This is a genomic window from Clostridium sp. CM037 (assembly GCF_055081095.1).
Genome location: NZ_CM143650.1, coordinates 1,312,081 through 1,327,439 on the forward strand (window position 1 = coordinate 1,312,081; position 15,359 = coordinate 1,327,439).

The 15,359-nt window shown below is 31.6% G+C and carries 11 protein-coding genes and 2 pseudogenes; 10 read left to right on the forward strand and 3 right to left on the reverse strand.

Annotated features, from left to right (window positions below):
- Window positions 1-170: 170 nt before the first annotated feature.
- The 8 genes and pseudogenes from ACWJKP_RS06120 to ACWJKP_RS06155 all read left to right on the forward strand — a co-directional run.
- A complete protein-coding gene (locus ACWJKP_RS06120) occupies window positions 171-884 on the forward strand; it encodes a response regulator transcription factor (RefSeq protein WP_165413191.1) in 714 nt (237 codons plus the stop codon).
- Between the two features lie 6 nt (window positions 885-890).
- Window positions 891-2,132: a sensor histidine kinase gene (locus tag ACWJKP_RS06125; protein WP_165413192.1), complete on the forward strand. Its 1,242-nt coding sequence runs from the start codon at window positions 891-893 to the stop codon at window positions 2,130-2,132.
- A gap of 93 nt (window positions 2,133-2,225) precedes the next feature.
- Entirely contained in the window at window positions 2,226-2,936 is a 711-nt protein-coding gene (treR, locus tag ACWJKP_RS06130) for a trehalose operon repressor (RefSeq protein WP_165413193.1), read from the forward strand.
- A gap of 206 nt (window positions 2,937-3,142) precedes the next feature.
- A complete protein-coding gene (gene treP / locus ACWJKP_RS06135) occupies window positions 3,143-4,579 on the forward strand; it encodes a PTS system trehalose-specific EIIBC component (RefSeq protein WP_165413194.1) in 1,437 nt (478 codons plus the stop codon).
- A gap of 82 nt (window positions 4,580-4,661) precedes the next feature.
- On the forward strand, window positions 4,662-6,320 hold the full coding sequence (gene treC / locus ACWJKP_RS06140; protein ID WP_165413195.1) for an alpha,alpha-phosphotrehalase: 1,659 nt from the start codon (window positions 4,662-4,664) through the stop codon (window positions 6,318-6,320).
- 480 nt (window positions 6,321-6,800) lie between these two features.
- A complete protein-coding gene (gene ltrA, locus ACWJKP_RS06145; protein WP_224578726.1) occupies window positions 6,801-8,210 on the forward strand; it encodes a group II intron reverse transcriptase/maturase in 1,410 nt (469 codons plus the stop codon).
- A 284-nt stretch (window positions 8,211-8,494) separates the two neighbouring features.
- Window positions 8,495-8,818: pseudogene (locus ACWJKP_RS06150) on the forward strand (cation:dicarboxylate symporter family transporter); the annotation flags it as partial.
- 605 nt (window positions 8,819-9,423) lie between these two features.
- Window positions 9,424-9,567, forward strand: a pseudogene (locus ACWJKP_RS06155) (ATP-binding protein); the annotation flags it as partial.
- 348 nt (window positions 9,568-9,915) lie between these two features.
- Here ACWJKP_RS06155 and ACWJKP_RS06160 read toward each other — a convergent pair.
- Complete coding sequence (locus ACWJKP_RS06160; protein ID WP_224578784.1) at window positions 9,916-11,451, reverse strand: transposase; 1,536 nt, start codon at window positions 11,449-11,451, stop codon at window positions 9,916-9,918.
- A 268-nt stretch (window positions 11,452-11,719) separates the two neighbouring features.
- On the opposite strand from ACWJKP_RS06160, the gene ACWJKP_RS06165 reads away from it, so the two are divergent.
- Window positions 11,720-11,905: a hypothetical protein gene (locus tag ACWJKP_RS06165; RefSeq protein WP_165414074.1), complete on the forward strand. Its 186-nt coding sequence runs from the start codon at window positions 11,720-11,722 to the stop codon at window positions 11,903-11,905.
- Window positions 11,874-12,434, forward strand: coding sequence for a phosphatase PAP2 family protein (locus ACWJKP_RS06170; protein ID WP_411955898.1), 561 nt, complete (start codon window positions 11,874-11,876; stop codon window positions 12,432-12,434). Before ACWJKP_RS06165 ends, ACWJKP_RS06170 begins: the two co-directional genes overlap by 32 nt.
- Before the next feature lie 412 nt (window positions 12,435-12,846).
- On the opposite strand, the gene ACWJKP_RS06175 is transcribed toward ACWJKP_RS06170, so the two are convergent.
- Window positions 12,847-13,545 (reverse strand): response regulator, encoded by a 699-nt coding sequence (locus tag ACWJKP_RS06175; protein ID WP_462961450.1) that lies wholly within the window; start codon window positions 13,543-13,545, stop codon window positions 12,847-12,849.
- A 5-nt stretch (window positions 13,546-13,550) separates the two neighbouring features.
- On the reverse strand, window positions 13,551-15,122 hold the full coding sequence (locus tag ACWJKP_RS06180; RefSeq protein WP_462961451.1) for an ATP-binding protein: 1,572 nt from the start codon (window positions 15,120-15,122) through the stop codon (window positions 13,551-13,553).
- Between the last annotated feature and the right edge of the window lie 237 nt (window positions 15,123-15,359).

Genomic DNA, 15,359 nt, shown 5'->3' on the forward strand with positions numbered 1-15,359 from the left:
ACAGTTAGAGAAGATTATTAATAATCTTCTCTATTTTTTCGTTAAAAATCATCTAAATACAATATTGTTAAAAAAAGGAAAATGAGTTTATACACATTAGCTTTAACTTAAGACATAATTGAGGTATTATTAATGTGTTACTTAACAATAGTTAGGATGAGGTGAAAGATATGAATAGATTATTATTAGTTGAAGATGATGAATCACTAGCCCTTGGCATAGAGTTTTCTCTAAAAGATGGTGGCTACGAAGTTTCTAGAGCCACAACAGTAGAAGATGGGAAAAACTTATTCCATTTAGAGAAGTTTGATTTAATTTTATTAGATGTTAATTTGCCTGATGGAAATGGGTATGAATTATGTAAGTATATAAGGAGCAAAAGTGATGTGCTCATAATATTTTTAACAGCTTGTGATGATGAGGTTAATATAGTTCAGGGGCTTGAAATAGGTGGAGATGATTATATAACAAAGCCTTTTAGGGTAAGAGAACTTTTATCAAGAATAAAGGCATTAATAAGAAGAAATTCTAAAAATATAAACGTAGATAATATATTGAAAAGTGAAAATATATTTGTTGATACTGTAAAAGGAACAATAAAGAAAAATGGTGAAGCTATAAATCTTACAACACAAGAATATAAGCTTTTGTTAATATTTATGAATAAACCTAATGTTATAATGAAGAGGGATGAGATATTGTGTGAATTATTAGAAGGGGAAGATCCTTTCTTTGATGAAAATACACTATCTGTTTATATTAAGAGAATAAGAGATAAAATAGAAGACAATCCCAGGGAACCTCAATATATAGTTAATAAACGTGGACTAGGATATAAATGGAATAAGGATGTTGCATCACCTGCGGTGCTGAATAAGGAGTAGATTAGTATGAAAAGGTATTTTGTTAATTCGGAAATTAAAATAAGCACAGCTGCTATTTTGGTTTTAATGACTTTATTTTTAATAATTACATCTTTGTGTTTAAAATTACATCACGATAACTTAAAGGCTGATTATATAAAAAGCTTGGGGGCAATCGCTGAAAGAATGATAGAGAAAAATCCGGAAATGGAAAAGGAAATTATACCTCTTATTACAAAAGAAGTTTCCAGTGAAGAAGCTATAAAAGGAAGTGCTTTTTTAAGAGAGTATGGGTTAACAAAAAATTTAGAGAATGAACTTTTCCCATATGTGAGCCAAACAATTATAAAGAATAACTACACAATTATTTTCATTTTTATTTTTATGGCTGCTATATTATTTACACTTAATTATTTTCAATATAGTTTTCTTTATAAAAGGATAAGAAGATTAACTCTCGCTGCAAAGAAGGTGGTTGAAGGGGATTATGACATAGATATTAATGAAGATCGCGAAGGGGATTTCTCGAAGCTCGCAATTTCTTTTAATTCTATGAGAAAAATCATTAGAAATAATTTAAGTGAGCTTGGACGGGAAAAACAATTTTTAGTGGATTTATTATCAGATATATCCCACCAGCTAAAAACTCCACTTTCATCTGTAATTTTATATAATGATATTATGCTTACAAAGGAGCTATCTCAAAAGCAAAATGAGGCATTTTTATTAAATAATCAAAACCAACTAGAAAAGATGAATTGGCTCATAAAGAATATACTTAAGCTTGCTAAACTGGATGCTAAAGCAATAGAAATAGTCAAAGAAAAACAAAGCTTAAACGAAACCTTGCAAGATTCAATAGAGGCTTTAGAGAGCAAGGCAAATGATTGCCATGTTAAGATTATTTTTAAAGAAAAAGAAGAGATAAATTTTGTGCATGATAGATTGTGGCTTCAAGAGGCAATCATTAATATTATTAAGAATGCTATAGAACATACTCCACCTGGTGGAACTATAAACTTGGAGCTTATGGAAAATCCTTTGTATACAAGAATTATAATAGAAGATACAGGCGAAGGGATAAGTGACACGGATTTGCCAAATATATTTAAAAGGTTTTATAAAGCAAAAAACTCTAAGAAAAGCGAGTCCATTGGAATAGGACTAGCCCTTTCAAAATCAATAGTTGAAGCACATAATGGAATAATTGAAGTTCGAAGTAAGGTTGACATAGGAACTAGATTTACTATTACATTTATTAAATGGTGAATGCAAAGCAACAAAACGTGGAAATAACCATCATTATCCAGTATCTTATGATATAATAATTTTTATGGGTATTTTGAGGCTTGGAGGATTAAAATGAAAAAACTATATACAGACATATATGATAATATAAAAAGAAATATTGTTAAAGGTATTTATACACCAGGGGAAAAACTTCCCTCAGAGAATGATTTTTGTAAAGAGTATGGGGTAAGTCGCGGTACTGTTAGAAAAGCTTTGGAGATGCTTGCTGAGGAAGGCTTTGTTAATAGTCTTCATGGTAAAGGGGTATTTGTTTTAGAAAATAATTTTATTGCATTTTCTGTTGGTGGTCTAGTTAGTTTTAAGGAAGCTAGTGCAAGCAGTAACCAAAATTTTATTACTACAGTGCCTAAATTCCAGGAAGTTATAATTGATGAAGTAATAAATAAAAAAAGTAATTTAGATGTAGGAAAAGAAGCTTTTCAATTATATAGAGTGCGTAGTTTAGAAGGTGAACGAATAATTTTTGATATTAATTATTTCTTAAAAGATGAAGTGCAAGGATTAACAGAAGAAATCGCAGAGAAATCCATTTATGAATATATTGAAGAAAGCTTACATTTAAAAATAGGTTTTGCAAATAAAATTATACAAGTTGAAACTGCTAATTCAAGAGATAAATTAAATTTAGATATGAAATCTTATAATTTTGTTGTTGTTGTTAAAAATTATGTATATTTAGCTGATGGAAATCAATTTGAATATACAGAATCCCGTCACCGACCAGACCGTTTTGTGTTTACTGATTTTGCACGTCGCCGATAGGGCGATTTTTTTTGTGATTTAACAATTCAAAACCGTTTACATTTTTTCGCTTAAATCTATTGACTAACTTGTATATATAAGTTAATATAAGAACAAGAGGAACTTGTATAGACAAGTTAAGATGAAAATATAAAGAGCTGGTGTATATAAGTTGTAATGAATTCTTTAGGAGAAAAATGAATTAAAGCTTAAGGGGGGGAATTTATATGAGTAAATTTACAGAAGATTCAAAACGATTATTAGAATACATCGGTGGGAAAGAAAATATTGTAGCGGTATCCCATTGTGCAACTCGAATGAGATTTGTATTAAAGGATGATAAAAAAGCAGATGGTAAAAAGATTAAAAGTATTAAATTAGTAAAAGGCACTTTTATGCAGGCTGGACAATTTCAGGTTATTATAGGAAATGAAGTACCTGATTTTTACAATGAATTTGTAAACGTTTCGGGAGTGGATGGGGTTAGTAAAGATAAGGCAAAGATAGAAGCGAAAGGTAATATGAATTTTATTCAAAGAATGCTTGCTAATTTGGCAGAAATATTTACACCTCTTATTCCAGCACTTATAGTTGGAGGTTTGATATTGGGTTTTCGTAACGTAATAGGGGATATTAAATTTCTTGGAAATGGGACTAAAACAATAACTCAGATGTATCCATTTTGGGCTGGAGTTCATTCTTTCTTGTGGTTAATTGGTGAAGCTATATTTAACTTTTTACCAGTAGGAATAACCTGGGCTATTTCTAAAAAGATGGGAACGACTCAAATACTCGGAATTGTATTAGGTCTTACTCTAGTATCACCTCAACTATTAAATGCTTATGATGTAGCAGGTGCTGCTGCAGATAAGATTCCATTTTGGAATTTTGGAGCTTTTCACATTCAAATGATAGGTTATCAAGCACAAGTTATTCCAGCAATTATGGCAGGATTTCTTTTAGCGATATTCGAAAAAAATGTACGGAAGATTGTTCCAGAGTATATATCGATGATAGTGGTACCTTTTCTAGCGTTGGTGCCAACGGTAATAATAGCTCATACTGTTTTAGGCCCAATAGGTTGGGCAATAGGTTCAGTTATATCAAGTGTAGTATACACTGGGTTAACTTCTGCTTTTGGGTGGTTATTTGCGGCAGTGTTTGGATTCTTTTATGCACCACTCGTAATTACTGGATTACATCATATGTCAAATGCTATTGATCTACAACTTATGGCTGAATTTGGTGGAACAAATTTATGGCCAATGATTGCACTGTCAAATATAGCTCAAGGTTCTGCAGTTATGGCAATAATACGTATAAATAAAAAGGCTAAACCAGAAGAAGAACAAGTATCAATTCCGGCAGCTATTTCCTGTTACCTTGGAGTAACTGAGCCGGCTATATTTGGTATTAACTTAAAATACGTATATCCATTCTTAGCAGCTATGGTAGGTTCAGCAATTGCAGGCGTAATATCAGTTAGTTCAGGAGTCATGGCAAATTCAATTGGCGTTGGGGGAATTCCTGGTATACTATCTATTAAACCTAAATATATGTTGATTTTTTCATTGGCAATGATAGTGGCAATTGTGGTTTCATTTACATTAACGCTTATACTTTCTAAAACAAAATTTGCAGCAAAATTTGCACCAGAGGATTAATCATGAATAAATAAAAAAATATAAAGTGATGATTTAATATAAATTCGTTTATATGCATTCATTTAAAGGAGTATTAAGAAGTATGAAAGATTTTAAAAAGAGTGTGGTTTATCAAATATATCCTAGATCATTTAAGGATTCAAATGGAGATGGAATTGGTGATTTAAAAGGTGTTACGCAAAAATTAAATTATTTAAAAGTCTTAGGAGTGGACTATATATGGATAACTCCATTTTATAGTTCTCCCCAAATAGACAATGGGTATGATGTAGCAGATTATTGTAGTATTGATAGTAGTTTTGGTACTATGGAAGATTTTGAGGAGATGGTTTTAGAAGCTAAAAAATTAGGAATCGACATTATGTTAGATATGGTATTTAACCATACGTCTACAGAGCATGAATGGTTTAAAAAGGCAATGAATGGTGATGAAAAGTATAAAAATTACTATATATTCAAAGAACCTAAGAATGGAAATGAGCCAACAAATTGGGTTTCAAAGTTTGGTGGTACGGCTTGGGAATATGTAAGAGAATTTGATGAGTATTATTTGCATTTGTTTGATAAAACTCAAGCGGATCTTAATTGGAAAAATGAAGAGTTAAAACAAGAAGTGTTCGATGTGGTTAATTTTTGGATGGAAAAAGGGGTAAATGGGTTTCGATTTGATGTGATTAATTTAATTTCGAAACCAGAAAAATATGAAGATGATTATAAAGGCGATGGTCGCCGTTCTTATACAGATGGTCCTAAAATTCACGAATATTTAAAGCAGCTTAACAAAGAAACATTTGGAAAATGCGAAGATATTATTACAGTTGGAGAAATGTCCTCCACGACTATAGAAAATTGTATCAAATATTCAAATCCACAGGAAAAAGAACTATCAATGGTATTTAATTTTCACCACCTTAAAGTTGATTATAAAAATGGCGATAAGTGGAGTTTAATGAATTTTGATTTTAAAAAGTTAAAACAAATTCTTGCTGATTGGCAGGTTGGAATTGAGGAAAGTAATGGATGGAATGCTTTGTTTTGGTGCAATCATGATCAACCACGTATTGTGTCTCGCTTTGGAGATGATAAAAAATACCATAATGAATCTGCAAAAATGCTGGCAACAACAGTGCATTTATTAAGAGGAACACCTTATATTTATCAAGGGGAAGAGCTTGGCATGACAAACCCATACTTTGATAAAATTGAATTATATAAAGATATAGAGTCAATTAATTATTACAATATCTTAAAAGAGAAGGGTATAGATGATAAAGAAATAATTAAAATATTGCAATCAAAATCAAGAGATAACGCGCGTACTCCGGTGCAATGGAATGATAATATGAATGCTGGTTTTACAACAGGCTCGCCACATATATCAATATGTAACAATTACAAAGAAATAAATGCCCAGAAGGCTTTGAAGGATGAAGATTCTATTTTTTATCACTATAAGAAACTTATACAACTTAGAAAAGAATATGATGTAATTGCTTATGGTGATTTCAAGATTATAATAAAGGATGATTCTCAGATATTCGCTTATATGCGTTCATGGAAGGCTGAGAAAATTTTAGTTATAAATAATTTTTATGGGAAAGAAACTACTTTTAATTTACCAGAAGATTTATTGCTTAAAGGGCGATCAACTATTTTGATATCTAACTATAAAGATACAATAAATAACATCAATGAATTAACTTTAAGACCATATGAATCTATTGTTTTTTATATAAAATAGAAGTTTAAAAAATAGAGAATTTTTAAAACGCTTTGCTCCATACATGGGCAAAGCGTTTATATTGTGCGCCCGGCATGGGCGCAATCTAATGGGTGAAAGTCCCTAGCACGGGTTAATAGTGCCAAGTGCATAGCTTAAGACAAGGGTGTCCACCGCGAGGTGGAATCTGAAGGAAGTCGGCGGCGAAACTCTGGTCTGACGAACAGAAACTACATATAAGGCATATGCTTGTGGGTAAGTTTGCAATACAAAATGAAGCCCAAAACTATTCGAAACAGGCGATGTAAATGTAGCAGATAGATGGAGTGAAAGATTGCGTTCTTACCCGGGGAGATCTGATAGGTAAGTTGTGGATATGAATTTAGAAATAACAAACTATACAGTGATGTATGGCTGAACTATCAGAAGTCAGCAGACGTCATAGTACCATGCTAAACGCGTTAGCGTGGGAAGGACTGAACAATAGGAGGTTTTGAAATTTTGAAAGATACGAAGAAATATGATGAAAGCAGACAACTTCATAAAGAAGGCTCTCTACGAGAGAATAAAGTGGAACTTAAAGGTAACGTAGAAGTGCATAGTATTTCTCCTATGTCAGAAGAAGGAAGAAACGATGTGAATAGATACGGTAATGATTTACTCGAACAAGTATCGTCGAGAGATAATATGAATAAAGCATATAAAAGAGTAAAAGCAAATAAAGGAAGTCATGGTATTGATGGGTTGACGGTAGATGAACTTCTACAACACCTAAAAGAGCATGGACAAGAATTAAGGCAATCATTACTGGAAAACAGATATAGACCTCAAGCAGTAAGAAGGGTGGAAATACCCAAACCTGATGGGGGAATAAGACTACTTGGAATACCTACTGTAGTAGATAGAGTTGTTCAACAAGCAATCTCACAAGTTCTAATACCAATATATGAAAACAAATTTTCAGATAATAGCTATGGTTTTAGACCTTTAAGAAGTGCAAAGCAAGCTGTTGAAAAATGTAGGGGATATATTAATGCTGGACATACATGGACAGTAAATATAGACCTTTCTAAATACTTTGATACGATAAATCACGATAAATTAATAAGGATACTATCGGAAGATATTAAAGATAGTAGAGTAATCTCTCTGATACGAAAGTATCTACAAAGTGGAGTGATGATAAATGGGGTATTTATGAATACTGAAGAAGGAGCACCTCAAGGTGGACCCTTGTCCCCATTATTGAGTAACGTAATGTTACATGAACTTGATGTAGAACTAACAAAGCGAGGACTAAACTTTTGTAGGTATGCTGATGATGCTAATATATATGTTAAAAGTGAGAAATCAGCAAATAGAGTAATGAAGAGTATTACAAGATTTATTGAGGAAAAATTAAAGCTTAAAGTGAATAAAGAAAAGAGTACAGTAGATAGATCTTGGAAACTTAAATTTTTAGGATTTTCGTTTTACCGAGCAAAAGGTGAATACAGAATGAGAGTTCCTCAAAAACCTATAAGTAAATTCAAAGCAAAGCTAAAGGAATTAACTTCAAGAAGTAATGCGATGAGCATGGAATATAGATTTATGAAACTTAAGCAAGTGATAGTTGGATGGGTAAATTATTTTGCTATCGCAGATATTAAAAGCATTCTCAAAACACTTGATGAATGGTTAAGGCGAAGGATTAGAATGTGTTTTTGGAAACAATGGAAAAAGATTAAAACCAAATATAAAAACCTTGTTAAATTAGGCTTGAACAAGAATAAAGCCTGGCAATATACAAACACAAGGAAGAGCTATTGGAGAACATCCAATAGCCCTATATTAAACAAAACATTGACCAATAAATACCTTAAAAATATAGGATTAGTTTCTATATCTGAGACATATTTATTAAAACATTAATTCTTATTGAACCGCCGTGTACCGAACGGTATGCACGGTGGTGTGAGAGGTCGCTAAATAAACTAATTATTTAGCTCCTACTCGATTTTATTAGTAATTATAATAGATAGTATAGAAACACTACTGTTACAGCTTAACAGTAGATTTTTATCGAAATTTTGGACATTTTATATTGCAATCTATAAGGGGAAATTTACGATTCAGTTTTTCTTTACATGACTTAGAATCAGTGGTAAGATTATTTCTATGTCGTGTTTACTGCAATTATTTATACTAAGAGAAGAACTAGTCGGCTAGTAAACACACTTGGAATTAAAGTGGATATTCCTACTGCATTTATTCTCAGCATACTTGCGGCTGTAAGCGCTTGTGGTACTTCAGGAGTAGCTGGTGGTTCTATACTACTGGTTCCTCTAGCGGCTAGCTTATTTGGAATCCAAAATGATATTGCTATGCAGATAGTTGGTGTAGGATTTATCGTAGATGTGCTGAAAGACTCTTGCGAAACGGCACTTAACTCATCCACAGATGCACTTTTTACAGCAGCAGCTGAATTTGCTAAGTGGCGTAAAGAGGGGAAAAAAATCGACATCAATAAGGTAGCGTAAAGAAGGAAAAAATCATTATCAATAAATAGAAATTAAATTATGTGATTGTGGTTACATCTATTAAAGCCCCTTATCGCAGGTTATAATCTACGATAAGGGGTTTTCTCTTTTGAATGAGCAGGTATTATCTGAACGTTGAAAAAATAAATAAGCATAAGCCCCAAGATATATTTTTAAATATATTGGGGCTTATTTTCTTATTTCTGTAAAGGGAATAAGAGTAGTATATGTATAATTGTAGATGAAATGTGAAATATTAGTATGAAAATGTTAATAAGTTAGATGCATATAAAAGTGATTTATTGAGGTGACATATATATATAAAACGAAACCCTAAGACAGATTGGGATAACTGTGTAATATTAAGAGCAAATGATGAAAAATTTAAATACGAAGGCAAGAAGAGCGATACAAAAGATAATGGTGGCTATGGCCAAGATTGGTAAAAGGATGTATATTAGTATTATATAGCTCGCTATTTTATAATGGAAGGAAAGTGGTAATTTGAAGGATTTTAAAATTCTTTTGGTGGAAGATGTCAAAATAATAGTTCTAAACAAGGTTATGTCTCGAAATGAACATGTAGATTTGTCAGTAAATTTTACACTGTAGATAAATCTAGATCTAAAGAAAGTGGTGGAACAGGCCTTGGACTATCTATTGCTAAAGGGATTGTAGATGTACATGGAGGAAGGATATATGCAGAAAGTGAGGAAGGCGAGGGAACAAAAATAATTGTTATATTATAAATAGTAATGTTGTTAGGGGTATAAAACCTTTATTACAATATTAAACATTTCGATTTCAAATTTAGCGATTATGTAGGTGTTTTTTATTATACGATATTATGATTTTTAAACTAAACCTAAGACTTTTTAATCTGATTTTAATCTTATCAATATACAATATAAAATATGATAAAAGTTATATAGTATAGTCGGAAAACAATAATTAACAATTTCCATATTTAAGTATTAAAAGTGCTTATTTGAATGGAAAGTTATATTTGAATTAATTACGGACATGACAAAAAGACTTTTTTATACACTATTTTAAAAAAGCCGTAGGCTGGTTATTGAATTGAAATTTATTTTAAATTACGCAGCTATATTTTTAAGAGTTGGGAAAATATCGGCAAGGGCTATTAATCTTTCTGATGCCCAAGCATCTATGAAACAGCAAAATGCACCAAGAAATACCCTTGTTATTCTACACCCAACAGAATAAATAATTGCATCTTCAGCATGAAAATTGTTATTTATTCTATCCCAACATCTTTCAGTAGTTGAACGTCTTTTATAAAGAGATTTCCATTGTTTTGAACCTCTTAATATTGGAGTGAAATACCTTGGGTTGTCTAATGTTTTAGTGTAATAAGATTTATTGCTTTTCATAGGACATTTTTCACAGTTTTCACATTGAACTGGGAATAACCATTTATGTCTATATTGTTTACTAATAATTCCCCAATTACGAAGCTGATGTCCACAAACAGTTCCGTGTGGAATAGCATTCTTATCAAGTTTAACAAATTCACTATTTGATGAAGGTTTTGAAGAACGTGAATTTAAATCAATAATAGGATTTATTCCATAATGCATGCATAAAAGATAAAAAGCATTAGCATCATAAGCAGAATCTAAGGCTACAGAATGAAATTTAATTTCAGGATATAAATCCACAAGTTCTTTAAGTGCATAAACGCCAGTAACAGCATCATGGCGTGCCGCGCTAACAAATTTAATATGGATAGGTAGGCTGTAAAAGCTATCACAGGCAGTAAATCCGTGATAGGTATGACCATAGTAATAATGTTCATTAAAGCTATCCCAACCCCAGCTAGCACTGGGGTCGGTAAACTTTCGATAACAGTCACAATGTTCTCCTGGTTTAAGTTTGCAATCACAAACTTTTTTACCGTAAGGCGAAGCCTGTGTTGGCATACAGGTTCCGTCGCCAGCAATATTTAGTTTAGAAGGATCGCCCAAAATACCCATTGATAAAGAAGGAATAACAAATAATTCTTTAAGTATGTTGTTCATTTTGGATTCGCTTCTGTCAAGGAGCTTTGAATTATCATATTTTAAGATTCTTTTAACTAAACGGTCAACTACACCAGACTTGGAGTTATTCATCTTTTGGTTTTTCTTTTGTTTTTTACGTGGTTTACGTTTAATTTTACGCAGTTTGGATTTATTAAGGATCTTATCCTTATGAATCAGCCTATCCATAAAATCATAAAAAGTACCTACACCAGGAATTCGGTCAACATGTATGCCTTCGGCTTTAGAGTCTGAATAGCAAGCGGGTATAAAGCCAGATAAAATTGAATAGAAAGGGTCTGAACGTAATGTTTTTACCCAAGATGATATACTAGTTTCTTTACAATAAGCCATGATAATAAGTGACCTGAGTAATGCTACCGCATCTTTGGGCGGAGCCCCTTGATTAGATTTAGAGTAAGTACTTTCTATTAGAGGGACAATTCCGGTTAGGTCGGTAGACCAGATTTTAGTTATTTGTGAACTACGCTCAAACAAAGTGATTTGTTGATTGGTTTGAATATAGAATTTTTCTAAAAATGTTTCAAGAAAATATTGATATTGAGAATGAGAAACCTTAACAGTTAACATAAAAACACTCCTCGCAAATGAAATAATGTAAAAAAATATACATATTTAATTTTGCGAATTTTTACTAGCTGTCAAGTCTTATTTCACAATGTTTAAGTAAAAAAGATTAAAAGTAATACGAATAGCTTAAATTTTCTAGGTTATTCGTACAATATGAGGCACCACGAATTTTTGAGGTGAAGTTGATTTTTGAGCAAAATGAATCAAGAGTTAGCAGTACCTTAAGAGTTTCCGAGAGTGCACAGTTATATAATGAGAGGGGAAAAATATGAGTGTTTTAATGAATATTATAAATGGAATAATGCCTTTTATAAAAAATCATTTTTCTTATGTACTAATGGCGATAATAATAATTTTTTTATTGCCTGGAGTTATAGCGTTCATAAAAGAAAATAGAAAAACAAGGAGAAATGCTGAAAATGATGAAAATAATATCTTTAATGCAGAAATTTGATAGTTCCATATTATTGTATATAAAAGGCAATATGCATGGAACTATTATGGATAAAGTAATGGTCGCTATTACATCATTAGGTGATAATGGAGCTATATGGATTATAATGGCAATTGCATTGATGGTTAACAAAAAATATAGGAAAATAGGTTTCATGGCTTTATTAGCGTTATTGCTAAGCGCAATTTTAGGAGAAGTAATATTAAAAAACGTAGTTCAACGTATAAGACCATCAGCAGATATACCAGCAGTTGACCTTTTAATTGTAAAGCCTTTATCCTATTCATTTCCTTCAGGGCACACTACGTCTTCATTTGCGGTTGCAGGTGTATTAGCAAAACATTTTAAAAATTATGCACTTGAGATTTTTAGTTTAGCTGCTTTAATAGCTTTTTCAAGATTATATTTATATGTTCATTATCCTACAGATGTTTTAGGGGGCGTACTTTTAGGGCTCATATGCAGTGGAATAATAGTTTACTTGTTTAACGGCATTTCAGAGGGGAAGTCTCCCACCCCTATAAGTTAAAGTCCAATATTATAACAAAGCGATTTAATTTATATCAGTAAGTAGAAAAAAATGGAGATCTTGATCAACTTAAAACACCTTCATTATTTTCCGTTTTCTGGTGTGGGTCTGAATCAATTAAAATAGTCTTAATTTTGTAACCAATCATGGAGGTACTATTCAATGTCTTTCTCAAGGGGTGTTCCTGTATCACTCTGTATTGGAATTAAATCTTCTAGAGTATTTTTAATTTTGGTTTCAGAGTCTTTCATTAACATACTTATCATGGGTAAAACCTTCAATCATAGTAGTTAAGATTCTCAATATCCTATACGTATATAGTCAAATCAAGAACTATTATACAGTATAAATCTATAAATCCATATTAAGTATAGTGACTAAGGGTTTATAAGATGAAATGAAAAAAAGGCAGCTAAGCGATAGGGTTTATCCTATACTTATGCTGCGGTCTTCCTACCTTACCATACTCAATTAACATGTGTACTTTTCCTTCTTTATTCATATAGTCTAAATATTTTCTGCAAGTTACCCTTGCAATTCCTAATATTTCTCCTAGTTCTTCTGGTGTAGTATATATTTCTTCTATTTGCTGAACTTGTTGCCATATTGTTTTATATGTATACTTATTTAATCCCTTTGTTAAATCTAGATTCCTATTATTTTCTTCTTCCACTAAATCTTTGCTACTTAAAATATACTTGTCCAATTCGCTTTGCTCAATTTCATTTGCTTTTTTAAAATGATAATATCTATCTTTAAATTTAAGTAAAGATTCTTTAAACCTCTCCAAGGTGAAAGGTTTAATTAAATAATCTCTGGCCCCATAGCGAAAAGCCTCTTGAACCCTATTAATGGTTTTATCTGCAGTAATCAAAATAACATCCACTTCTATTTCTTTGGCTCGAAGTAACTTTAAAAAGTCAATTCCATTTTCCTTAGGAAGATAGATATCAAGTAAAATTAAATCTGGTTTTTGTTTTTCCATAAATCTCTGCGCCTGGGTAAGATTACTGACGGCCTTAGTTAACTGAAAGCCTTCCACTTTTTGCAAAAACTTTGTGTTGATATCACGTACCATAGGGTCATCTTCGATAATCATTACTTTAATCATTGATTTCAACTCCTTTTCATCGGTATACTTATATCCCACCAGGTTCCGTTTTCTACACTAAATTCAATTTTACCATGCATCTCATCAATAATTTTTTTAACAATATACATACCAATTCCACGCTGACCGATTTTCGTAGTGGCCCCAATTTCATATATTGTATTTTTTATTTCACATGCAATTCCAGGACCATTGTCGTTTATTTGAATTTTCAAATGATCATCTGCCTCAAAAATTTTAAAGTGTACGGTTCCGCTTCCATCTATGCTTACTTCCTCAAAAGAATTTTCAATCAAATTTCCAATGATAGACCCTAATTCATCTTCACTCATATATTGTGGCAATTCATTTAATTGACAATCTGCTGTAATTTCAAATACTATTCTATATTCCTCTGCTTTATTATATTTTGAGAATAGCAATGCCGCAATAGATACATTCTTAATTTGATCTGTAAGGATACTATTGATTCCATTTCGATTTTTAGCAATATGTGATATGAATTTTACAGCTTCCACGTATTCTTCCAGCTGTATCATTCCGGATATAGTATGAAGCTTATTCATAAATTCATGATTTTGTGCTCTAAGTGACCAAGTCATTTTTTTTATTCCGGTGAGCTCTTCTGCCATTTTTTTAAATTCTGTTAAATCTCTAAAATTTATTACCCATCCAATTACTTCATCTTTATCATTTTTAAGAGGATTATATTTGCATAAAATTGTTAGACCAGGTCTTACTTTCATTTCTATATTTTCATAATACTTGCCTACTTTTAGGACTTCAGAAATTTTACTCCCATAAGAAAGGGTTGTGATTTGCTTACCGACATCTTCTTCTAATAGTTCCAAAATCTCTCCCGCTTCTTTATTAAATAAGGTAATTTTATCGTTCTTATCTACGGCTAAAATTCCTTCTTTCACACTTTCTATTACAGCTTCCTTTTCTTTTAAAATTAACGCTATTTCTTTTGGTTCTAAACCAAAGATGGTTTTTTTTATATTTGAGGACAAAAGAGTTGCGGCTATTGCTCCCAAAAACAATCCTAATACTATAAAGGGTAGAAAGTTACCTATCTTTGAATAAATCTCATTATAAACTTCATTGATAGGACTTCCTACAGTCACTGCTCCAATTTGTTTCCCGTTTTTTAATATGGGTGTGAATGCTCTAAGGGAGACACCTAAGCTGCCCGTTGCTTCTGAAACATACTCTTCTCCATTTGTGAGAACGCGTTCTTCATCTGAACCCTGAATCTTTTCACCTATCTTTTCTTTTGTAGGATGGGAATGTCTTATTCCAGTCATATCCATTACTACTATAAATTCAACTTTAGTCTTACTTCGTATACTTTCTATTTCATCATTTAAGGTTTGTTCATTAATTTCATTGGTTCCTTGCAAGTAATTCTGTAAAATATAACTCGTGGAGACAGAATTGGCTATATCCAAAAGGTTACGTCCAGCTTGGTCTTTAAGCATTATCTTCATCTGATTAAAGGAAAGCAATGATATACTTCCAATGGTCAAAAGTAAAATTACTATTACAAAGCTTGTGATTTTTGTTTTCAATTTCATATTTTTCGCCTTTTAAACCTTTCAAATTTCAGGATAACTTACATAAATTATACCATAGTTAGTTTTAACAATTGGATTGTTAAAAAAAATACAAAGTTTTCTTAATGACCACAAAACATTTTAAAGTTTCAGAATATTTAAAAATATCCAAGTTGTTGCTATAATAATGAAATAGAATATATTTTATTACAGTAGGGCGATTTTTCTATGTTTGTGGTCTTCATACATTATTTTATT

What these genes read in the sequence shown, in the direction of transcription:
- ACWJKP_RS06175 (WP_462961450.1), bottom strand. Translation starts at nt 13,545, where the DNA reads ATGATTAAAGTAATGATTATCGAAGATGACCCTATGGTACGTGATATC.
- ACWJKP_RS06120 (WP_165413191.1), top strand. Translation starts at nt 171, where the DNA reads ATGAATAGATTATTATTAGTTGAAGATGATGAATCACTAGCCCTTGGC.
- ACWJKP_RS06165 (WP_165414074.1), top strand. Translation starts at nt 11,720, where the DNA reads ATGAGTGTTTTAATGAATATTATAAATGGAATAATGCCTTTTATAAAA.
- ACWJKP_RS06160 (WP_224578784.1), bottom strand. Translation starts at nt 11,451, where the DNA reads ATGTTAACTGTTAAGGTTTCTCATTCTCAATATCAATATTTTCTTGAA.
- ACWJKP_RS06170 (WP_411955898.1), top strand. Translation starts at nt 11,874, where the DNA reads ATGAAAATAATATCTTTAATGCAGAAATTTGATAGTTCCATATTATTG.
- ACWJKP_RS06125 (WP_165413192.1), top strand. Translation starts at nt 891, where the DNA reads ATGAAAAGGTATTTTGTTAATTCGGAAATTAAAATAAGCACAGCTGCT.
- treC (WP_165413195.1), top strand. Translation starts at nt 4,662, where the DNA reads ATGAAAGATTTTAAAAAGAGTGTGGTTTATCAAATATATCCTAGATCA.
- treP (WP_165413194.1), top strand. Translation starts at nt 3,143, where the DNA reads ATGAGTAAATTTACAGAAGATTCAAAACGATTATTAGAATACATCGGT.
- ACWJKP_RS06180 (WP_462961451.1), bottom strand. Translation starts at nt 15,122, where the DNA reads ATGAAATTGAAAACAAAAATCACAAGCTTTGTAATAGTAATTTTACTT.
- treR (WP_165413193.1), top strand. Translation starts at nt 2,226, where the DNA reads ATGAAAAAACTATATACAGACATATATGATAATATAAAAAGAAATATT.